The 19,296-nt window shown below is 58.8% G+C and carries 17 protein-coding genes; 9 read left to right on the top strand and 8 right to left on the bottom strand.

The window, feature by feature from the left end; genetic code table 11:
• The first annotated feature begins 25 nt into the window (after nucleotides 1–25).
• From QEH57_RS07090 to QEH57_RS07105, 4 genes are all read left to right on the top strand, one after another.
• A complete protein-coding gene (locus QEH57_RS07090; protein ID WP_309006004.1) occupies nucleotides 26–1,042 on the top strand; it encodes a helix-turn-helix transcriptional regulator in 1,017 nt (338 codons plus the stop codon).
• Nucleotides 1,043–1,372: 330 nt separating this feature from the next.
• Nucleotides 1,373–3,895, top strand: coding sequence for a TonB-dependent receptor (locus QEH57_RS07095; RefSeq protein WP_309006005.1), 2,523 nt, complete (start codon nucleotides 1,373–1,375; stop codon nucleotides 3,893–3,895).
• Nucleotides 3,896–4,056: 161 nt separating this feature from the next.
• A complete protein-coding gene (locus tag QEH57_RS07100) occupies nucleotides 4,057–5,445 on the top strand; it encodes an MFS transporter (RefSeq protein WP_309006006.1) in 1,389 nt (462 codons plus the stop codon).
• A gap of 47 nt (nucleotides 5,446–5,492) precedes the next feature.
• Nucleotides 5,493–6,464, top strand: a complete 972-nt coding sequence (locus QEH57_RS07105; protein ID WP_309006007.1) for a carbohydrate kinase — start codon at nucleotides 5,493–5,495, stop codon at nucleotides 6,462–6,464.
• A gap of 20 nt (nucleotides 6,465–6,484) precedes the next feature.
• Here the strand turns inward: QEH57_RS07105 and QEH57_RS07110 are convergent, their stop codons facing one another.
• Both QEH57_RS07110 and QEH57_RS07115 read right to left on the bottom strand, forming a co-directional pair.
• On the bottom strand, nucleotides 6,485–7,912 hold the full coding sequence (locus QEH57_RS07110) for an alanine/glycine:cation symporter family protein (protein WP_309006008.1): 1,428 nt from the start codon (nucleotides 7,910–7,912) through the stop codon (nucleotides 6,485–6,487).
• A 78-nt stretch (nucleotides 7,913–7,990) separates the two neighbouring features.
• Complete coding sequence (locus tag QEH57_RS07115; protein WP_309006009.1) at nucleotides 7,991–8,437, bottom strand: OsmC family protein; 447 nt, start codon at nucleotides 8,435–8,437, stop codon at nucleotides 7,991–7,993.
• A 111-nt stretch (nucleotides 8,438–8,548) separates the two neighbouring features.
• On the opposite strand from QEH57_RS07115, the gene QEH57_RS07120 reads away from it, so the two are divergent.
• Together QEH57_RS07120 and QEH57_RS07125 are read left to right on the top strand one after the other, a co-directional pair.
• Nucleotides 8,549–9,043 (top strand): UvrB/UvrC motif-containing protein, encoded by a 495-nt coding sequence (locus tag QEH57_RS07120; protein WP_309006010.1) that lies wholly within the window; start codon nucleotides 8,549–8,551, stop codon nucleotides 9,041–9,043.
• Nucleotides 9,044–9,155: 112 nt separating this feature from the next.
• Complete coding sequence (locus tag QEH57_RS07125; RefSeq protein WP_309006011.1) at nucleotides 9,156–9,551, top strand: response regulator; 396 nt, start codon at nucleotides 9,156–9,158, stop codon at nucleotides 9,549–9,551.
• Nucleotides 9,552–9,641: 90 nt separating this feature from the next.
• On the opposite strand, the gene QEH57_RS07130 is transcribed toward QEH57_RS07125, so the two are convergent.
• Nucleotides 9,642–10,886: a class I SAM-dependent RNA methyltransferase gene (locus QEH57_RS07130; protein WP_309006012.1), complete on the bottom strand. Its 1,245-nt coding sequence runs from the start codon at nucleotides 10,884–10,886 to the stop codon at nucleotides 9,642–9,644.
• A 124-nt stretch (nucleotides 10,887–11,010) separates the two neighbouring features.
• Between QEH57_RS07130 and QEH57_RS07135 the strand changes: the two genes are divergently transcribed.
• The 3 genes from QEH57_RS07135 to yidD all read left to right on the top strand — a co-directional run bounded on the left by QEH57_RS07135 (nucleotide 11,011) and on the right by yidD (nucleotide 12,300).
• Nucleotides 11,011–11,439 carry a SufE family protein gene (locus tag QEH57_RS07135; RefSeq protein WP_309006013.1) on the top strand — a complete coding sequence of 143 codons (429 nt, stop codon included), beginning with the start codon at nucleotides 11,011–11,013 and terminating at the stop codon, nucleotides 11,437–11,439.
• Nucleotides 11,440–11,505: 66 nt separating this feature from the next.
• Nucleotides 11,506–11,964, top strand: coding sequence for a bifunctional diaminohydroxyphosphoribosylaminopyrimidine deaminase/5-amino-6-(5-phosphoribosylamino)uracil reductase RibD (locus QEH57_RS07140; protein ID WP_309006014.1), 459 nt, complete (start codon nucleotides 11,506–11,508; stop codon nucleotides 11,962–11,964).
• Nucleotides 11,965–11,967: 3 nt separating this feature from the next.
• Complete coding sequence (gene yidD, locus QEH57_RS07145; RefSeq protein ID WP_309006015.1) at nucleotides 11,968–12,300, top strand: membrane protein insertion efficiency factor YidD; 333 nt, start codon at nucleotides 11,968–11,970, stop codon at nucleotides 12,298–12,300.
• 112 nt (nucleotides 12,301–12,412) lie between these two features.
• On the opposite strand, the gene dcd is transcribed toward yidD, so the two are convergent.
• The 5 genes from dcd to QEH57_RS07170 all read right to left on the bottom strand — a co-directional run bounded on the left by dcd (nucleotide 12,413) and on the right by QEH57_RS07170 (nucleotide 18,450).
• Nucleotides 12,413–12,949: a dCTP deaminase gene (gene dcd, locus QEH57_RS07150; protein ID WP_309006016.1), complete on the bottom strand. Its 537-nt coding sequence runs from the start codon at nucleotides 12,947–12,949 to the stop codon at nucleotides 12,413–12,415.
• A 43-nt stretch (nucleotides 12,950–12,992) separates the two neighbouring features.
• A complete protein-coding gene (locus QEH57_RS07155; protein WP_309006017.1) occupies nucleotides 12,993–14,558 on the bottom strand; it encodes a GNAT family N-acetyltransferase in 1,566 nt (521 codons plus the stop codon).
• A 45-nt stretch (nucleotides 14,559–14,603) separates the two neighbouring features.
• Nucleotides 14,604–16,445 (bottom strand): hypothetical protein, encoded by a 1,842-nt coding sequence (locus QEH57_RS07160; RefSeq protein ID WP_309006018.1) that lies wholly within the window; start codon nucleotides 16,443–16,445, stop codon nucleotides 14,604–14,606.
• A 90-nt stretch (nucleotides 16,446–16,535) separates the two neighbouring features.
• Nucleotides 16,536–17,501, bottom strand: coding sequence for an ATP-grasp domain-containing protein (locus QEH57_RS07165; RefSeq protein WP_309006019.1), 966 nt, complete (start codon nucleotides 17,499–17,501; stop codon nucleotides 16,536–16,538).
• A gap of 121 nt (nucleotides 17,502–17,622) precedes the next feature.
• Nucleotides 17,623–18,450, bottom strand: coding sequence for a flagellin (locus QEH57_RS07170; RefSeq protein ID WP_309006020.1), 828 nt, complete (start codon nucleotides 18,448–18,450; stop codon nucleotides 17,623–17,625).
• Nucleotides 18,451–19,296 lie beyond the last annotated feature (846 nt).

Raw genomic sequence — 19,296 nt, forward strand, 5'->3', positions numbered from 1 at the left:
ATCCTAGCATAGACCCCTCCTCGCAGTGCTCCACTATCCTGAACGTCCCGCTTCCCAGAGCGTTAAACTAATCGAAACCTTTCGCGAGACCTTCCGCGCTCGCCAGGAGTCGCTGAAGCGGGGGCAGGCTCCGATCCGGGTGCCGCAGCCCAAGCACCTGTACGAGCGGCAGAGGGATATGGCTTATCATTTCAAGCCGGAGCTGTTTGTGCAGACGGGGGGAGCGACGCTTTTCCGTTGCCCGGAAGAGGAGCTGCTGGTGCGGGCTCCAGAAATTTGCATCATGCCGATGGGAGTGCCGCACCATGAAACGGTGGAAAATCTGGATACGCCTTTTGAAAACGTGGTGGTCTGCTTCTACAGCAAGACGGTGACGGTGCATCTGGCGCGAGCGGACGAGAGCATGACTCCGCGGGCGACTGATATTTTCTTCTACCAAACGCCGTATTTTTCGGATCTGGTGTCGATGCTGAACCTCAGCGCAGGGCTGTTCCACAGCACGCTTCCGGACTCCAAACTTGGCTTGCAAGGCGTGATGATGGGCGTGTTTTCGCTGCTGTTGAACATGATCGCGACTGAGGACGGCTCGGCCAGCGTGGAGTCGCAACGCGTGTATAGGTGCCAATGGTTGATTCGCAATCACCTGCAGGATCCGGAGCTTTCGGTGCAGTGGCTGGCGGATTCCCTAGGGTGCAGCTCGAATTATTTGTCCAAGCTTTTTCATGACGAATTGGGCGAGAAGGTGACGAACTACATCATGAGAATCCGCCTGGACAACGCCCTCTTCGCCTTGCGGGATACGACGTTGAGCGTGAAGGAAATTGCCCTTGCCTGCGGGTTTCGCGATCCGAACTACTTTAGCCGCGTCTTTCGCCAGCGCTATGATATGACTCCCAAGGACTACCGGCAGAAGTTGGTAAACGAGAGTGGAAGGCCTGAGTCGCAGCCCAAGCTCGTGCGCGGCGACCACGAAGAATACCATTATGGATACGACGAGAAGAATCGTCCTATCCAAGGCAATTTACGCCCGGGCGAGCAGTAAGCGGCGCTTTCGCTGGTTTGTTATTCGGCGTATCCAAGATACCGTGCCGGTAACCGCTGGTTCGTGGATTGGACCTTATAGATAGTGCTGCGGGGGCGCTAGGACAGGGTGGGGCGCGTATTTCGGCTGGATTGTATTTTTTTACGGGCTGTTCGCATGTTTCTCCCTTTCTTCGTAGATTTGTCCAGTTTTGTCCTGTTGCGGAAGGGGAAGCGGGGAGGGATGCTAATGACCATAACCCAGGAGGCTCCCCCAGCGTCCTTCGCTCCACTGCCCAAGAGGGTTCCTAGGAGGCGATTTACCCAAAAAGAATCAACCCCGTTTAGATCAATGAAGCTTAATCTAACTACCTCAACGAGACAGGAGCGTGCCCCGCTTGGCATTCGCATCTGTCCAGCTATCACCCCCTTGCTCGCATGCGGCGTTTTTGCTGCAAGCGGCTTTTCCGCCCCCAAGGACAAGGAAGACGAATACGCGGATGCGGAAGTCTTCTTGCTTGAAGGCGTAGTCGTTACCGGTGTGGCCGCGGAAACGACCAAGGTAAAGTCCAGTGTGGCGATCAGTACGGTCGATGCTGGCGACCTAGTTCCTTCGGCTCCTCGTTCCACAGCGGAAATTTTCCGCAGCATCCCCGGCATCCGTTCGGAAGCTACTTCGGGCGACGGCAACGCGAACATCGCGGTGCGCGGCTTGCCGGTTGCTGCTGGCGGCGCGAAGTTCCTGCAGTTGCAGGAAGACGGCTTGCCGATTCTCGAGTTCGGCGACATCGCCTTTGGTACAGCGGATGGATTTCTTCGTCCGGACTATACGACCGAACGTGTGGAAGCCATTCGTGGTGGCTCCGCCTCGACCTTCGCCAGCAACTCTCCTGGCGGCATCGTCAACTTCATCAGCCGTACCGGCGCGATCGAAGGAGGCAGCCTCGGGCTTACTACTGGTCTCGACTATGACTCGATGCGCTTGGACTTCAACTACGGTAAGCCACTGGGCGATGATATGCAGTACCATGTCGGTGGATACTATCGTGTAGGAGAAGGCGTTAGGGACGCGGGCTACGACGGAAACAAAGGTGGGCAGATCAAGGCTAACTTCACCAAGTTCATGGAGAACGGTTACGCGCGTTTTTTCTTCAAGCACTTGGACGATCGCGCTGTGACCTACATGCCGATGCCGGTCATGGTTTCCGGTACGAACGCGAATCCAAGCATGGGAGCTTTGGCGGGCTTCGATCCGCTTACGGATACGCCCCATACTCCCGCGTTCATCGAGAATATTGGGACGGATGGGAATGGTAACCGTCGCGTGAGCGACCCACAGGAAGGCTTGCGTTCTCTTTCGACTGCCTTTGGAGCTGAATTTTCGTTCGACCTTAATAGTGATTGGAAGTTGGTGGACCGATTCCGCTACTCCGACAACAGCGGTCGTTTTGTCGCTCCGTTTCCTGCTCAAGTCGCTCCGGCCCAGGAGATCGCAGATTCGGTAGCGGGCGCGGGCTCTACGCTTCGCTATGCGACTGGGGAAAATGAAGGTTCGCTTATCAATCCTGCATCGTTAAATGGGAACGGTCTGTTGATGCGTGTCCACATGTTCGATACGGAGCTCAACGATTTCAATAATATGGTCAATGACCTGAAGTTGACTCGCCACTTCAATGGAGCGGACTCTGCAACCTACGATCTGACTCTCGGGTATTACCATTCCACTCAGAATATCAATATGGACTGGCTCTGGAATTCCTACCTGCTGGAGGTCAAGGGGAGCGACGCGCAATTGGTCGACGTCTTCGATTCCGACGGACTGTCGTATTCGGATCGTGGATTGATTGCTTATGGAACTCCATTCTGGGGTGGTCTGCATCGCAACTACGATACGGAGTACAGCATCAACGCTCCGTACATCGCTCTCGCGATGGAGAAAGGTAAGTTCAACATGGATGCGAGCGTGCGCTTCGACTTTGGCGATGCGACTGGTTCCTATGCGGGTACTCGCTATGAGACGGATGTGGACTTGAATCAGGATGGATCGATTTCGATCCCAGAGCAGAGCATCGAAGTTGTGGATACGGCGAATCGCAGCCCTGTTGACTACGATTGGGACTACTACTCGCTGTCAGTGGGTGGCAACTACGCTTTCACGGAGGATTACGCGGCCTTTGCTCGCTTCAGCCGAGGGGGACGCGCCAATGCTGACCGCTTGCTCTTTGGACCGAACATCTTGGCGAACGGCTCCCTTCGCGACGACGACGCGGCGGTAGACATCGTCGAGCAGTTCGAAGCCGGCATCAAGTATGCGAACGACGATTTCGCTGGCGGTGTCCTTGGACTTTTCGCCACGGCTTTCTTCGCGGAAACGGAGGAGCAAAACTATGAAGCGACGACTCAGGTCTTCTTGGATCGCGTCTATGAAGCGACCGGTTTGGAGCTCGAAAGCAGCTACCGCAGAGGCAACTTTGACTTGAAGGTCGGAATGACTTGGACGGATGCGGAGATCACCTCGGACGCTTTGAATCCGTCTGTAGTTGGAAATACACCACGTCGTCAAGCGGACCTCATGTATCAAATCAGCCCGAGCTACAATACGGAAAAGTGGTCGGTCGGAGGCAGCTTGATCGGTACTACCGATTCCTATGCCCAGGACGACAACGTGCTAGTCATGCCGGGCTACGAGTACGTGAATCTTTTCGGTAGCTACCGTTTTAGCGATTCCTTCAGCGTCTTGCTGACCGTGAACAATGCTTTCGACGAGTTTGGTCTGAGCGAGTCTGAAGAAGGCGCGATCCCTGACAACGGAATCATCCGAGCCCGTGGCATCGCCGGAACTTCCTCGGCTTTGACTTTCCGCTACGACTTCTAGTCGCGCTGATTTTAGGCTAAGAACAAGGAGATGAGGAACGCTGCCCGGGCTAAGCTCGGGCAGCAGTTTTTCCGCTCAGGATTTGCTCTTTGCGAGCGGTGATCCTTACTCCTTTTTTTCCAAATCCCGTATACGTTTTCCCTTCAAACCCCAATTACCCCATGACGCAATACCCCGCAACGGAGCGCTTGTCGCTCAAAGAGAAAATAGGCTACGGCCTGGGCGATATGGCCTCGAACTTCTACATGGGGTTCTTTGGCTTGTTTCTGCTCTACTACTACACGGACGTGTGGGGGATATCGCCAGCAGCGGCGGCCACGATGTTGCTGGTCACCAAAATCGTCGACGCGATTAGCGACCCCGCTATGGGCTTGATCGCGGATCGTACGCAAAGCCGCTGGGGCAAGTATCGTCCTTATTTGCTGTGGGTTGCGATTCCGTATGCATTGCTTGGATACCTGTTGTTCATGGGGCCAGACCTATCGGAGTTTGGAAAGCTCGCCTTCGCTTACGTTTCCTATACTTTGGTCATGCTCGCCTACACGGCGATCAATGTCCCGTACTCGGCCCTTCTGGCGGTGATCTCTCCGGTTGCGGAGGAGCGAACCAAGGCGACGCAGTTTCGTTTCGTGTTCGCCTCCCTTGGAACGCTGACGGTGGGGGCGATGGCCAAACCACTGGTCAACTTTTTCGGTGGCGATGACGAGCTGCTGGGATTTAGGCTGACGATCGTATTGTTCGCTATTCTGTCCGTATTGATTTTTTGGATCACCTTTGCGACGACAAAGGAGCGCATTCAACCCAAGGCGCACAACTCGAGTGTACGGGAAGATATGGCTGCTCTGCTGAAAAACGGATCATGGATTGTGCTCATGTTTGCAGGAATCCTGATCGTAGTCGGTCTTGTCGCTCGCTTTGCTTCTCTGGCTTTCTACACGAAGTACTATTTGGGCCATTCCGATGGAACGTTTTTTCTCTGGATGGACCGCACGTCGTTTATCGTTTCTTGCGGGTTGGTCGGTCAGCTCCTAGGGGCTCTGGTGACGCCGAGCTTGGTGAAGCGAGGAGACAAGAAAACGCTGATGGTTGGAGCGAACTTGCTGCATGCAGGCTTGTTGTTCGCATGCTATTTCGTCTCTCCGGATGCGTACATGGAAACGGTGGTGCTGCACACGCTCGGGATATTCACCTTTGGCGTGGTGATAACGCTGCTTTTCGCCATGTACACGGATTGCGCGGAATACGGAGAGTGGAAGACAGGCAAGAACTGCGCGGGGCTCACGGTCTCGGCATCGATGTTTTCGCTGAAGTTCGGCTCGGCGGTAGGTGGAGCCTTGCCAGGTTTCATCCTCGCGTGGTTCGGGTTTGTGGCGAACCAGCAGCAAAGCGATACGTCGCTCATGGGGATTCGTCTGATGTCGAATGCCTTGCCGGCTTTGTTTTTCTTGGGAGGAGGACTGCTGATGGTTTTTTATAAGATCGATCGTGGCACGCTCCGCAGAATGGAAACCGAACTTGCGGACCGTCGGGCGCGCAACGCTAGCGCGTGAGGGGCTGGTTCCGTTGGGGTTAAGTGTAGGGAACGAAAGGATACGTTATGAAGAAAGGTATTTTTTGCATTGGCGAGGCATTGGTGGATTTCGTCGCTATGGGAAAGAGCGGTCGTTTGCTTGAGGCTGAGGCATTCAAGCCGTGTGCCGGAGGCGCCCCTGCGAACGTGGCTGTGGCGATCGCCCGGCTGGGCGGAGATGCCGGTTTGGTTTCCTGTGTGGGCGAAGATGTTTGGGGCGATTTCCTTTGTGAGGTTTTCGAGCGGGAAGGGGTAGATGTGCGAGGTATTCAGCGTACGGACCGAGCTTCTACGACCCAGGCTTTTGTGTCTCTTGACGAGGATGGCGACCGCGATTTCTCCTTTGTGCGTTGTCCGGGCGCGGATACGCTGTTGGACGGCACTAGGCTGGAATCCGATTGCTTCGACTCGTGTTCGATTCTGCACTTCGGAACGTTCAGCCTGAGTTCGGAGCCGTCTCGCGCGGCGACGCTGGAGGCCATCCGTCGAGTGAAGGAAGCGGCTGGCCTGATTTCCCTGGACGTTAACTACCGGGAAGGAATTTGGGCCAGCGAGGATGAGGCCATCCGTTGGGTAGAGTCGATCCTGCCCTTGGTCGATATTCTTAAAGTGAGTTTGGAAGAGCTGAGGCTTTTGACGGGGATGGAAGATAGGAGGGCTGCAGTGAAGCGTCTGATGGGTAAGGGGCCTCGCATTGCCTTAGTGAGTTTAGATTCGGAGGGCTGCCTGTGCGCGAACCATTTGGCTCGATTCGATGTCTCCGCGTTCCCCGCCCGGTGCGTGGATGCCACGGGAGCAGGGGACAGCTTTATGGGGGCTTTCTTGCATCGATTTGTCGAACTTGAGTTTCCGTTCGATGATGTGGATAAGCTCGAAGACGCCTGTACCTTTGCCTGCGCGGCAGCGTCCGTAACGGTTTCTGGATACGGGGCTATTCCCTCATTGCCGACGCGGGAAGAGGTTCTGGCGAAACTATCGTCAGAACTGGTGGACCTGTAATCTGCGAAGGCGACGACGAGCTACTTCTTCCAGAATGTGGCTCGGGGGGCGTCGGCGGCTTGGGCGTCGTAGACGGGGTCCTTGCCGGCTTTTTGCTGGGTTTCGAAGTCTTTGAGGCAACGGAAGACTTGGGGGCTGAGCAGCAGGATGGCGATGATGTTGACCCAGGCCATGAGGCCGACGCCGACGTCGCCCATGGCCCAGGCGATGGAGGCGGACTTGACGGAGCCGTAGTAGATGAGGCCGAGGAAGAGCACGCGTACGAGTTGGGTGGCGCGTTGGCGGGCGGGGCCTGATTTGAGCAGGTAGACGAGGTTTGACTCGGTGTAGTAGTAGTAGGCCAGCAGGGTGGTGAAGGCGAAGAAGAGCAGGGCGATGGCGATGAAGGCGGAGCCGAAGCCGGGGAGGAGGCTGTCGACGGCGGTTTGAGTGTAGATAGGGCCTGCGGGGAAGCCTTCGAGGTTTTCGATGATCGGCTTTCCGTCGCCGTCGAAGACGTTGAAGGAGTCGGTGATGAGGATCATGATCGCGGTGGCGGTGCAGACGAACCAGGTGTCGACGTAGACGGAGAAGGCTTGTACGAGCCCTTGCTTAACCGGGTGGTTAACTTCTGCCGTGGCCGCTGCGATGGGGGCGGTGCCTTGTCCGGCTTCGTTGGAGTAGATGCCGCGTTTGACTCCCCATTGGATGGCGGCTCCGAGCATTCCGCCGAGGGCGGGGTCGAGCCCGAAGGCGTTGCGGAAGATGGTGCCGAAGACGGCGGGGATTTCGGAGGCGTTGGCGAGGATGACGATGAGGGCGATGATGATGTAGCCGAGGGCCATGAAGGGGACGGCGATCTGGGCGACGTGGCCGATGCGGTGCACGCCGCCGAAGATGATCACGGCGAGCAGGGCGACGATGACGGTGCCGGTGAGGTAGGGAGAGATGCCGAAGGCGTTTTCCACCGCGGCGCCGATGGAGTTGGACTGGACGCTGGGGAGGAGGAGGCCGGTGGCGAGGATGGTGGAGAGGGCGAAGACGACGGCGTACCATTTGACGCCGAGGCCTTGCTCGATGTAGTAGGCGGGGCCGCCGCGGTATTCGCCGTCGATCTCCTTCTTGTACATCTGGGCGAGGGCGGCTTCGGCGAAGGCGGAGCCGGCTCCCAGGAAGGCGATGACCCACATCCAGAAAACGGCGCCCGGTCCGCCCATGGCGATGGCGGTGGCGACGCCGACGATATTGCCGGTGCCGACGCGGCCGGAGACGGCGAGGGCGAAGGCTTGGAAGGAGGAGAGTCCGGCGGCCGATTCCTTGCCCGAGAAGAGGTAGCGCAGCATGGCGGGGATTTGCCGGAGCTGGAGGAAGCGGGTGGCGACCGAGAAGTAGAGCCCGGCGAGGAGGCAGAGGCCGACGAGCCAGTTGGACCAGATGTACTTGTTGAGGAAGTCTACGATTTCGGACACGTGAGTTTGGGCGCTAGGAGCTTGGTTTTAGGTTTCTAGGGAAGGCAAGGGAATGGGGTGGGGAGGCGCGAGCGAGGGTCAGAGGTGGGTGACGATCTCGCAGGTGACGGAGTTGGCGAGGAAGCACTCTTCGTGGGCTTTGTGGTGGAGGCGCTCGTGGAGCTTTTCGCTGGGGGCGGAACCGTCGGCGAAGACGATTTTGGGATAGAGGTCGACGCGGGTGATGACGAACTTGCCGGCTTCGTTTTTCTCGAGGTGGCCGACGGCGCGATCGTTGTAGCTTTCGACGGTGATCTTGCTCATGGCGGCGATGGCGAGGAAGGTGAGCATGTGGCAGCTGGCGAGGGCGGCTACGAAAGCTTGCTCGGGGTCGACTTGGTCGGGGTCTCCGAGGTAGTCGCTAGCGGCGGAGGCGGTGATTTCGGTGCCGTTTCCGAAATCCCAGCTATGGTTGCGGGAGTAGCTTTTGTAGTCGAAGGCGGCGTCTCCGCGTTTCCAGGTGAGGGTGGCGATGTGTTCGGACATGCAGGGACTGTGAGGTGGGCGCTGCGAGGAGTGAAGGTTGAAAAAATCTATCTTTTCGCTGCGGCTCTGCAGGTTTCAGGCCGAAGTAAAGGGGATGGCCTTTTTGAGCAAATGAGTGAAGCCCGACCCAAAGACTGTTCGCATTGCGCTGCGCCGACTTCCATCCATCTGACCAAGGTTGTGGATGGCGAAGCTGTAAAGATGGGGATCTGCGCGGATTGTCCCAAGGCGAAGGCCTGCCTGCAGGGCGTGGCCTGGGACTTGATCGACGCGGAAAACGGTGGCATGCAGCCGAAGGCGCCCAAGGAAAACCAGCGGGCCTGCCCGGGCTGCGGCTTGACGCCGGCGGACTTCAAGGAGCACGGCCGGCTGGGTTGCTCGAAATGCTACGAGACTTTCGAAGGGAAGCTCGAAGCGGTGATCAATAAGTTGCATCGGGGAGGAAGCCATTTGGGCAAGGTCCCCGGGGGCAAGAAGCGAGTGGTCTCCGCGGAAGAGCTGGCGAAGCTGAAGCGGCGTTTGGAGGAGTACGTGAGCCGGGAGGAGTACGAGATGGCTGCGGAGGTCCGCGACCAGATCAAGGCTCTCGGCAAGGACGGGTTCTAGGCCATGCTTGAAATAAGTGCTAAAAGGGGAAAAGGCGGGAGAATGTGAGCCCTAGTCCTCGATAGCAGGCCGGATCTGCCGATCTAGTTCATAAAACCACACTACATTTCCCATGCCCGAAGCGAAAAGAATTATCCTCCTAGAAGACGACAAAGCCTCGTCCCGTCTGCTCTCCACATTTTTGGAATCCAAAGGTTACGACGTGCAGGAGAGCCACGAAGGTCGCTTCGCGATCGAGATGGCGCTGCGCGATACGCCGGACTTGATGATCGTCGACGTGTTGTTGCCGGATATGCATGGCTCGGAAGCGGTGAAGAAGCTGACCGCAACGGAGCGGATGCACGACCTGAAGGTGCTCTTCTTGACGTCCTTGCTCAGCAAGTCGACGGAAGCGGGCAAGGTCACGCGGCTGAAGGTTGCGGGCAAGGAGTACCCGGCTTTGGCGAAACCCTTCAAGCCAGCGAGCTTGGAAGCGGTGGTCGCGGATATGTTGGCGGGCGAGAACTAGTTTCGCCATCCCCCAGGGGGCATTGATTTTCGAAAACGCGGTCGTTCCAAGGGGAGCGGCCGCGTTTTTTATTGGATTCTCTCTTCTGGCTTAGGCCTTCTTCAGCACGACTACGCACTCGAGGTGGCGGGTTTGGGGGAAGAGGTCGAAGGGCTGGATCTCTTCGATCTGGTAGCCGCCGGCGAGCAGGACCTGCAGGTCGCGCATTTGGGTGGCGGGGTTGCAGGAGACGTAGACGACGGACTTGGGGCCGAAGGCGATGAGCTGGTTGAGGAAGTCTTCGCTGGAGCCTTTGCGGGGCGGGTCGATGACGACGGCGGACTCGTCGCCCGGAAACTGGATCTGCTCGAAGATGGAGGCGGCGTCGCCGAGGACGAAGCTGGCGTTGTCGATCTGGTTGTCGGCGGCGTTGCGCTGGGCGTACTCGATGGATTGCTCGGAGACCTCGACGCCGACGACTTGCTCGAAGTCTTGGGCGGCGGTGAGGGTGAAGAGTCCGGAGCCGCAGTAGGCGTCGACGAGGTACTTGGCTCCGGCGGCGCGGGCCTTGCCGCGCACGTAGCCGGTGAAGGCGGGCAGGATGGAGGGGTTGTTCTGGAAGAACTCGCCGGCGATGAAGGAGAAGGTGATGTCGCCGACCTTTTCGCGGATGGTTTGCTTGGGGTCGGTGGAGACGCCGTCGAGGTGTTCGCGGATGAGCAGGGTGCCGCCTTTCTTGAAGGGCTTTTCCTGATGGCGGGCCTTGGTTTTGGCCCGGACGCGGGTGAGGGTTTCGTTCATCTCGTCGCTGATGAGCGGGCAATGCTCGACTTCGACGTACTGGCTGCGGGTGCCGGCTTTGAGAAAGCCGATGCTCATGGGGCGGTCGCCGCGGGGGAGGTTGAAGTGGGGGGTGAGCTTGGAGCGGTAGCCGTAGAGCTTGGGGGAGGCGATGGCGGGCAGGACGGGGTGCTCGACGCGGACCATGTGCCAGAGCAGCTCCTTGACTTGCTGGGTCTTCCACTCGAGCTGGGCGGAGTATTCGAAATGCTGATACTGGCAGCCGCCGCATTCCGTGAAGACGGGGCAGGGGGCTGGGATGCGGTGGGGGGAGGGGGTGAGGACCTCGACGAGGTCGGCCTCGGAGAAGTTCTTGTCGTTGCGGTAGACGCGGGCGCGGACGCGCTCTCCGGGGAGGGCGAAGCGGACCATGACGACCCAGTCGTCGATGCGGCCGAGGCCTTGTCCCATGTTGGTGAGGGTGGTGATTTCCAGTTCGATTTCCTGGTGGTACTGGAAGGGCTCGGGCTTGAATTTGCGCGGGACGCGTGGCGCGGGAGTTTCGTTTTCGCTCATGGTCTGGGAAGTGGTGTAGGGGGGAGGAGAGGGAGATTGGCGGGGATTTCGAGATTTTTATTCGGGCAGCGGCGCGGAATCGGCGCTGGACATGGGGCGCGGAGTTGCTGTGTTGCTAGGAGAAATGAGTATTGAAGCGAAAAGGGACGCGCTAGTGGAAGAGTTGGCTCCGTTCGAGGACCACTTCGAACGTTTTGCTTATATCGTCGATCGGGCGAAGTCGAATCCTCCCCTGGCGGAAGAGTACAAGATCGACGCCTTCTTGATCGAGGGGTGTTTGTCGCGGCTTTGGGTTTATCCGGAGTTCAAGGAGGGGAAGTGCTACTTCCACACGGACTCGGACGCGGCGATCACGAAGGGGACTTCAGCCTTGCTTTGCGGGTTATACAGCGGGGAGACGCCGGAGGCGATTATCGGCTTGGAGCCGGACTTCCTGGCGGAGGTGGGCATCACGCAGCACCTTTCTCCGAATCGCCGCAATGGACTGACCAACGTGCGCAAGCGGATCAAGGCATATGCCGAGCTTTGCTTGAAAAACGCTGAAAGTCAGTAAGTTGCATATAGGGCTCGGCGTTTCGAGGCGACGGTTTCGCTTTGAGGGGCTGCGGCTGGCGACATTATGGATCAGATTCAGAGAGACGAGAGTTTCATGCGGGCAGCGGTGTGCGAGGCGGTACGGGGGGACCCGGTGAAGACTAGCCCGAACCCGCGTGTCGGCGCGGTGATCGTCGAGGACGGCGAGATCGTGGCGAAGGGGCATTTCGAGAAGGATGGCGGCCCGCATGCGGAGCGCCAGGCCTTCGCGGCCTTGGGGCGCAAGCCGGCCGAGGGCGCGGTGATCTACGTGACGCTGGAGCCGTGCTCGACCCAGGGGCGGACGGGAGCGTGCACGGACGCGATTTTGGAATCTGGCATCAAGCGGGTGGTGGTCGGCGCTTCGGATCCGACTCCCGAGCACCGCGGCAACGCGACGCGAGTCTTGCAGGCGGCGGGGGTCGAAGTGGTGAGCGGCGTGCTGGAGGCGGAGTGTTCGGCCTTGAACCCGGGCTATCGGGGGCACTCGACGGATAAGAAGTAGAGGGTGAAGGACGAAGCGGGGCAGGGTAGAGGCTGGCTGGGCCGGAGCGTTGCTGCCGTATTCATCTTTTTGGTACGTCTGTACCAGTGGACGCTATCGCCCTTGAAGAACGCCTTGTTTGGGGCGGGGGCGGCGTGCCGGTTTCGCCCGACCTGTTCGCACTATGCGATCGAGTGCTTGCGGACGCTTCCGCTGCTCAGGGCCTTGCGTTTGCTGCTGTGGCGCATCCTGCGTTGCAATCCTTGGGGCGGCCAGGGCTGGGATCCGGTGCCGAAGATGGTTTACCGGGAGGGTAGCGACGGTAAGCCGGTGAAGAGTTTGCGGGATATGTTGTAAGGGAGGAGGCCGTGGGAACTGCGGCGCGTCGCAAGTGTATAGCGACAGCCCTACACTTTATTACAATTGAGATGCTGCAGGGCGGTCGCTGGCAGAAACTCAGCGCTACGGCTTAGAACTTGTTTTTCCACATCATGGACTCCATGGGGAGCGGGGAGCGGTGGTTGTATTTGGCGGAGGCCTTCTTGTTGTAGTAGTTCTCGATGTCGCCTTCGACGTAGAAGTAGATGAGCTGGCCGATGGGCATGCCGGCGTAGACGCGCACGGGCTGAGCTACGGAGATTTCGAGGGTCCAGTGGTTGCAGAAGCCGACGTCGCCCTTGCCGGCGGTGGCGTGGATGTCGATGCCGAGGCGGCCGACGCTGGACTTGCCTTCGAGGAAGGGCACGTGGGCGTGGGTCTCGGTGTACTCGAAGGTGGAGCCGAGGTAGACGGTGCCGGGCTTGAGCACGTAGCCTTCTTCGGGGATTTCGAAGTGAGCGATCTTGTTGTGTTCGCGGGCGTCCAGGACCTCGGCCGTGTAGGTGGCGAGGTGCTTGCTCAGGTGGACGTCGTAGCTGTTGGTGCCGAGGGCGGCGCGGTCGAAGGGCTCGACGACGATCTCGCCCTTTTCCATGCCTGCCAGGATCGCTTTGTCAGAGAGTATCATAGTGGGGGTGATACCAGTCCGAATTTTTCGCTAGGTGGCAATCCTAAACGGGGAGGCCCATGGGGCCGTTTTCCGGCGGGGTGGACTTGTGCTGGTCTCCGGGGAGGTGGCTGATGAATTGGAAGAGGTCCTTGCGGCGGTCGAGCATGGGGGTGACGCTGCCCGAGGCGCGGCTGCGGTAGAGGTCGTTGATGTCGAGGTCGGTGACGAGGAGCATTTCGACGTTGGAGTCGGCTTCGGCTTGGATGCCGTCGCGGGCGAATTCGTGGTCGCTGGGGCTGAAGACGGCGGCTTTGCCGTAGTGGATGTCCATGGCGGGAACGCTGGGGAGGTTGCCGATGATGCCGGCGGTGACGACGTAGACTTGGTTTTCGATGGCGCGGGCTTGGCTGCAGTAGCGAACGCGCAGGAAGCCGTGGCGGTTGTCGGTGCAATAGGGCACGAAGATGATCTCGGCCCCTTGGTCGGCGAGGTAGCGGGCGGCTTCGGGGAATTCCGAGTCGTAGCAGATGAGGATGCCGATGCGGGCCTTGGGGGTGCTGATGACGCGCAGGTCGTTGCCTCCGGAGATGCCCCAGTACTTCTTTTCGGAGGGGGTGATGTGGAGTTTGGGCTGGAGAGTGTGGGTACCGTCGGGGGCGAAGATGGGGCAGACGTTTTGCAGGCCGCCGTCGATCTGCATGGGGTGGCTGCCGGCGACGATGTAGAGGCCGTACTCTTGGGCCAGCCGGCTCATGAGTTCCATGAAGGGGGCGGTCAGCTCTGAGAGCTTGCGGATGCCTTCGACGGAGGGGAGTTTCTTGAGGGCCTTTTGGGAGAGGAGCTGGACGGAGAAGAACTCGGGGAAGACGACGAAGTCGGACCGGTAGTCGGCGGCGGTTTCGACGAAGTACTCCACTTGGTCGGCGAAGTCCTCGAAGCTGTTGATGCCGCGGACTTGGTACTGGACGCAGGAGACGCGGACCTTGCGGCCGTCCTTTTCGACGGGTTGGTAGTCGGGGTTGATCCACTCGAGGAAGCTTGCGTAGTTCTTGCTGAGCGGGTCTTGGATGTAGTTTTTGATGACGCCTCTGACGATGAAGCCTTCGCGTAGTTGGAAATTGAGTACGAGGTCGTCGATGCGGCCGTTTTCCACTTCCGCGACGTAGTTTTCCGGGCTCATGGAGTCGGCGTGCTGGTGGTAGCCGTGGAGGCGTCCGCCGGCGATGATGCGTCGGAGGTTGAGCCGTTTGCAGAGGTCGCGGCGCGCTTCGTAGAGCAGGTGTCCGATGCCCTTGCCGCGGGCCTCGGGGTGCACGTAGACGTCGGCGCCGTAGAGGCTGTCGCCCTCGGGGTTGTGGTTGTGGAAGTAGCCGCCGTCGGTAATGCCGGCGTAGGTATGCTCGCGGTAGGCGTCGACGCCGAGGTCGACGATGAGGCTGGATACGGCGCCGAGGATCTGGTCGTCCTCGACGGCGACGAGCTGGCCTTGGGGAAAGAGGCGCAGGTGGTTCGCCAGCTGGGGAATGCTCCAAACCACGTTTTCTTCCGCCATGGCAGGAAAACAGATTTTGTTGAGCTCGACTAGGGTTTTGAGGTCTTCGACACTTGCTTCACGAACGGTTACCATGCGGCCGGAGTCTGCTGGCGCCCTTGGGGCTTTGCAAGCGCTGTCTTAGGGCAAGGAGGCGGGCACGTAGGGATGCTTGAGGGCGTCCTGGGCGTTTTGGAGTTCGGCTTTGAGCTCGTCGATTTCCCGTTCCTTCTCCTGGATTTGGCCGGCTAGCGTCTTGTTGTGCTTGCGCAAGGCTTCGGGCGAATGGGAGTCGACCTCCTCGCCGAGGTGCAGGATTTTCGAGAAAATGTTTCCGCCTTTGTTGGGTTTTTCGGCATCGCCTGTCGCGCGTTCGTGGATACGGATCTGCGCGATGGTCTCGCTTTGCTTGCGGGAGAGTTCGTGGCGCTCTTGTTCGCGCTCCTCGAGGTTGGCCTGGATTTGGGCGGTCAGGGCTTCTAGTTCCGCAACCCGGTCTTTCCAGAGCGCGCTTGCTTTCTTGAATACGATGCCGACGCCGGGGTGCTTGAGGGAGGTCGCGGCTTGTTGGAGGTAGGTACGCAAGCGATGGGAGATGCAGTAGCGGCTTCCTTGGCGGTTGAAGAGCGTTGTCGACTCGGTGATGAAGGGGAGGATCTTGCTCGCTTGGTCTTTGAAGAGGGCGGAGCAAAGTTGGGGATCGATCCAGAGCAGGCCGGATAGGAGAAGCAGCTTGGAGCGTTCGTTGCGGGAGGGGATGTTGCGGATGAGGCGTCCCAGCGGTTGCCATGCTTTGGCGTATTCCTTGAACTTTGGGATGTCGGCGAAGCGCGAAATGGCTTCGCAGCGGAGGGCTTCGCTGAAGGTGAGGGCTTTGCCGTTGGCGCTGGCCGTGATCAAGGGGGTGGGCAGTTCCTTTGCCCACTGGAAGAGATCGGGGGCTTCGCTGCCGAAGAGGGCGACGATTTCGTCGGCGGTCACGACCTGCGGGAGGCTGAGGGCGGCGAGCTTGAGTTGGTCGACCTTGGAAAGGCTGTCGAGGAAGTGTTGGGCGGGGGCCAGGTCGAGGGCTCCGGTCCGTTTGGCGGCTGCTTGTAGGTCGGCAGGGTAGCCGAGGCTGCTGTATTTCAGGTAGCTGGCGCGTTTGGGGTCGGGCTCGAGGCTGAGGGCGATCTTGTGGGCGTCGCTATTGCGAAGCGGGAGAAGCTGGTAGTCGTGGGTGAGGTTTGACCAGTCGCCCCAGGTTTCTAGCGGGTAGGCGAATTTAAGCGGATCGGTGGACTCGATGAGAAAGACGAGGCTGCGTCGGTAGGGGCCGTTGCTCGCGGCGGGGAAGACGTAGTCGCGGAGCCAGTCCATAATGGTAACGGAGAGGCGGTCGTAGCGCTCGATGTAGATGATGGTAAGGTCGGTTCCGAGCGCTTTGAGGGGGAGGGCGTCGAGGAAACCTTCGGCGTGGTTGTTGGCTTTGCTTTCGCCCAGGCCGACGTTGATTTCGACGTCTTCGCGCACGTTTTCGGTGCGGCCGACGGAGGATGCGGCGGCCTGGTTGATGTAGGCGCGCTTCTTGTTGGCGATGCTGCTGCGGGTGATGAGTATCGAATCGTCGGATACGATGGGGTTTACCTTTCCGCGTTGCACGCTTTCCAGCTGCTCGGCGATCTTGCGTTCCTTGTCGGGCTTGGCGGGGTAGCGGATCGTCTTGGCGCAGGCTCGGATGAATTCGGGTATGTCGTCCAGCGGTTCGTCGCGGGTGGGCTGTATCCAGAGTACCTTTTCCTTGCTCATCCGCTTGCTTTCCCGGAATTCGGAGATGAAGGAGGACTTTCCCACTCCGTTTTCTCCCCAAACATTGAATACGCGCTTGTCGCCGATTTCGACGCCGTGCAAGGGCAGGGCGTTTGCAAGTTCGTCCAGCTCAACGCTTCGGGGAAAGAAGTGAGGTTTGGGCTCGTTTGCAGGTGTCGGGTCTTCGGCAGGCATTTTTAGTATCGGGAGAAGGTACTTTTATGAAGCAGCGAGCTCAAACGGGAAAACGATAAATATTTGGTGAAAGAGCCTTGTTTTGCAGCCTTAAAGGCTGAATACGGCCTCGCGGTAGCGCATCATGAGCAGGTTTTCGGTCCAGGCGGAGAAGGGGGCGACTTCTTTTTGGTCGATGTATTCGCGGCACAGCCATTCGATGTAGTGGCCTTTGGCGGCGTCGCAGATAGGGTAGCCACCGCCGATGCGGGGGTTGATTTCGATGATGCAGATGCGGCCATCGCTGGAATCGACGAAGGCTTGGATGTTGATGATTCCAGTGGCGCCGGGGAGCTGTTCGGCGACGCGGGCGCAGAGCTCGATGAGTTCGGGATGGCGCCGGGTTCGGGCTTGGGTGACCTCGCCCGCTTCGACGGCGATTCGCTGGTGGGGGATGGAGCAGAGCGCTTTTCCAGCTCGCGAGAGGTAGATGTTGACGGTATATTCGGTGCCGGACGCCTTTTCTTGGAGTATCCAGTCTTCGGGTACGTTAGCGAGTTGCTCGTGAGAATCGAGAGTCGTGACGCCGGTGGAGGAGGCGCCGCGTTCCGGTTTTGCGACGAGGGGGAACGCGAGTTGTCCGGAGAAGTCTCGCTTGAGGCAGGAATTCGGGGTGGGGGCGTCGATGGAGCTTAGGAATCGGTAGGTATCTATCTTTTGGATGCAGGTCTTCAGGGCTTGCTCTGTTGAGAGGGCGACCGCGGTTTGGGTGGCGGCGAACTTCGCTTGGCATCGGGCGAGGGCGAGGAGTTCGCTGTGGCGGGTGGGGATGACGAGGCCGATTTGGGCGGATTGGCAGAGCTCTTGGAGTTCGTCTGCCCAGGTGGGAGATTGGTGATGGGGGAGTACGGTGAAGTGGTCGGCGACGGAGACGCTGGGGACGTTTGGGCTTGTATCCGAAATATGGAGTTCCACGCCGCGTTGCAGGGCGGCCTTTTTCGCAATTTTGGCGATGGCTACCTTGCTGCCTCCGGAGAGGAGCAGGATGTTCCGAGGCGTTGCGTTCGAGTGAGGCATGGTAGGGGTGATGGCGGCTGCGGGCGTTTGGAGCAATCTCAATTAGGGTGGGGAAGGAGGACGAAAAAAAAGTGACCCCCTTGCGAGGGCCACTTTGAGATTTTCGAATCGGTTACCGAAGTTATCCGATGAGACGAAGAGCTGTTTGGCTCGAGGCGTTTGCCTGTGAGAGCATGGAAGAACCAGCTTGTACCAGGATATTGGCACGGGCGAGCTGTGTTGATTCCGTTGCAACGTCTACGTCGATGATACGGCTGTTTGCGGCTTCGAGATTTTGCTTGTTAGTCGCGAGCATATCCGAAGCGAAGCTCAACCGGCTGGACTGTGCGCCGTTGGTTGCACGAAGGGTAGCCACGTTCTCGATGGAGGTCTTGATCTTGTCGAGAGTGATGCCGGAGGCGCCGAGTGAAGTCGTGCCAGTGGCAGTGTCGATAAGGTCGGTGTGGATACCATCGTCGTCGTCGGAGAAGTTCGTCGCTGCGATGTCGACTGTTTGGGATCCGTCTTCGGAAGTCTTAACAGTCATGCTGCTGCTGTTCATCAGAGAAACTCCGTTGAACGATTCTGCAGCGACAGCGCCGAGCTGTGCCTTGAGCGCTTCGAACTCAGTGTTGTAGTTCGCCTTGTCGGTAGTGTTCTTAGTTACGTCTTCGCTCAAGGTCTTGAGTTCAGACATACGATCGAGAATCTTGCCGGCTGTAGCGAGGGCACCGTCCTGAGTTTGGAGGAAGGACTGGGCGTTCGCGATGTTGTTGCTGGTTGCTTCGGTCCGCTTGATAGCAGCCGACATCTTCATGGAAACCGCAAGTCCACCAGCGTCATCTGATGGGTTGACGATTTTCGAACCGCTAGAGAGACGAGCCAAGCTGTTTTGCAGCATAGCGTTGCTCTTGTTGAGGTTGTTCTTCGCGGCGATAGCCGAGGTGTTTGTATTGATTACAACTGACATGTTTATATCATCCTTGATTTGTGCGGAAGCATCCGTGCTTCCGCATGCCCGAGAGTAGCGTCAGGCGTTCGCTTTTCTGCCTATTTGGCGGAAATTTTGGGATCAGCTATTCTAGGTAGAAGGCTGTCCTGGAAAGGTGTGGGTTATATCTCATGATGGGTAGCGTCGAGGCGTGCTCGCGCTTTGGTGGTTGGTTGGTGTTGGTGAAATGGGTAGGGCGAGGCGTTGGCGAATGTCGATTCGCTCGCTCTGGCCGAGGCGCGCTGCGTGAAGATTGATGGGTGTGGCGCGTTCCTTCTGTGTCGCTGACGCAGTGGCTTTGATTGAGCCTGTGCGACGTGTCCTTGACCGTTCCGTCTCGAGTGGGCGAGCTCTGTGGCGGCGGAGTTTAGCCTGCGGCTAGCTTCCGTCTCGCATCGGGGCTTGGCGCGCCGTGTGGGGCGGGCTGCTCGGATGCGACTGCTTTTATCGTCCTTGATAGTGCTGGTCATTTATGGGTGGGCCGACTTTGCAGGCGGCGGTTTTTCGAACACGTCCTTGCGTTCTTGCGTGGGAATATCGTTGGCGTTAGCGGTTCGTTTAGCGTTTTGAGTTGAATTACTCAACGCGGGCATGGAGTGCCTTCGCTATGCTATGAGGTTGCTGGGTGTGTAGTTGTGCCTTGGGTACGAGTGACCCGTATAGGGCGAGGCCTCTGGTAGGTCTCATGGCCGGGAGCTTTCGGGCTCGCGCTTCGCGGACAGTTGATCGCGTGTGTGGAGTGGTGCTCGCCGTGAGGGACGCGGTGTTTGGTCTTTTAGGAAGTCCGCTACGGATTAGGCGCCCCGCCCGTCGGCGGGGAACCTA

The organism is Pelagicoccus sp. SDUM812005 (assembly GCF_031127875.1).
Taxonomy (GTDB): domain Bacteria; phylum Verrucomicrobiota; class Verrucomicrobiia; order Opitutales; family Opitutaceae; genus Pelagicoccus.

Excerpts from the sequence above, each read along its gene's own strand:
- QEH57_RS07095 (WP_309006005.1), top strand. The coding sequence starts at position 1,373 with ATGAAGCTTAATCTAACTACCTCAACGAGACAGGAGCGTGCCCCGCTT.
- QEH57_RS07100 (WP_309006006.1), top strand. The coding sequence starts at position 4,057 with ATGACGCAATACCCCGCAACGGAGCGCTTGTCGCTCAAAGAGAAAATA.
- QEH57_RS07105 (WP_309006007.1), top strand. The coding sequence starts at position 5,493 with ATGAAGAAAGGTATTTTTTGCATTGGCGAGGCATTGGTGGATTTCGTC.
- QEH57_RS07115 (WP_309006009.1), bottom strand. The coding sequence starts at position 8,437 with ATGTCCGAACACATCGCCACCCTCACCTGGAAACGCGGAGACGCCGCC.
- QEH57_RS07120 (WP_309006010.1), top strand. The coding sequence starts at position 8,549 with ATGAGTGAAGCCCGACCCAAAGACTGTTCGCATTGCGCTGCGCCGACT.
- QEH57_RS07125 (WP_309006011.1), top strand. The coding sequence starts at position 9,156 with ATGCCCGAAGCGAAAAGAATTATCCTCCTAGAAGACGACAAAGCCTCG.
- QEH57_RS07130 (WP_309006012.1), bottom strand. The coding sequence starts at position 10,886 with ATGAGCGAAAACGAAACTCCCGCGCCACGCGTCCCGCGCAAATTCAAG.
- QEH57_RS07135 (WP_309006013.1), top strand. The coding sequence starts at position 11,011 with ATGAGTATTGAAGCGAAAAGGGACGCGCTAGTGGAAGAGTTGGCTCCG.
- QEH57_RS07140 (WP_309006014.1), top strand. The coding sequence starts at position 11,506 with ATGGATCAGATTCAGAGAGACGAGAGTTTCATGCGGGCAGCGGTGTGC.
- dcd (WP_309006016.1), bottom strand. The coding sequence starts at position 12,949 with ATGATACTCTCTGACAAAGCGATCCTGGCAGGCATGGAAAAGGGCGAG.
- QEH57_RS07155 (WP_309006017.1), bottom strand. The coding sequence starts at position 14,558 with ATGGTAACCGTTCGTGAAGCAAGTGTCGAAGACCTCAAAACCCTAGTC.
- QEH57_RS07160 (WP_309006018.1), bottom strand. The coding sequence starts at position 16,445 with ATGCCTGCCGAAGACCCGACACCTGCAAACGAGCCCAAACCTCACTTC.
- QEH57_RS07165 (WP_309006019.1), bottom strand. The coding sequence starts at position 17,501 with ATGCCTCACTCGAACGCAACGCCTCGGAACATCCTGCTCCTCTCCGGA.
- QEH57_RS07170 (WP_309006020.1), bottom strand. The coding sequence starts at position 18,450 with ATGTCAGTTGTAATCAATACAAACACCTCGGCTATCGCCGCGAAGAAC.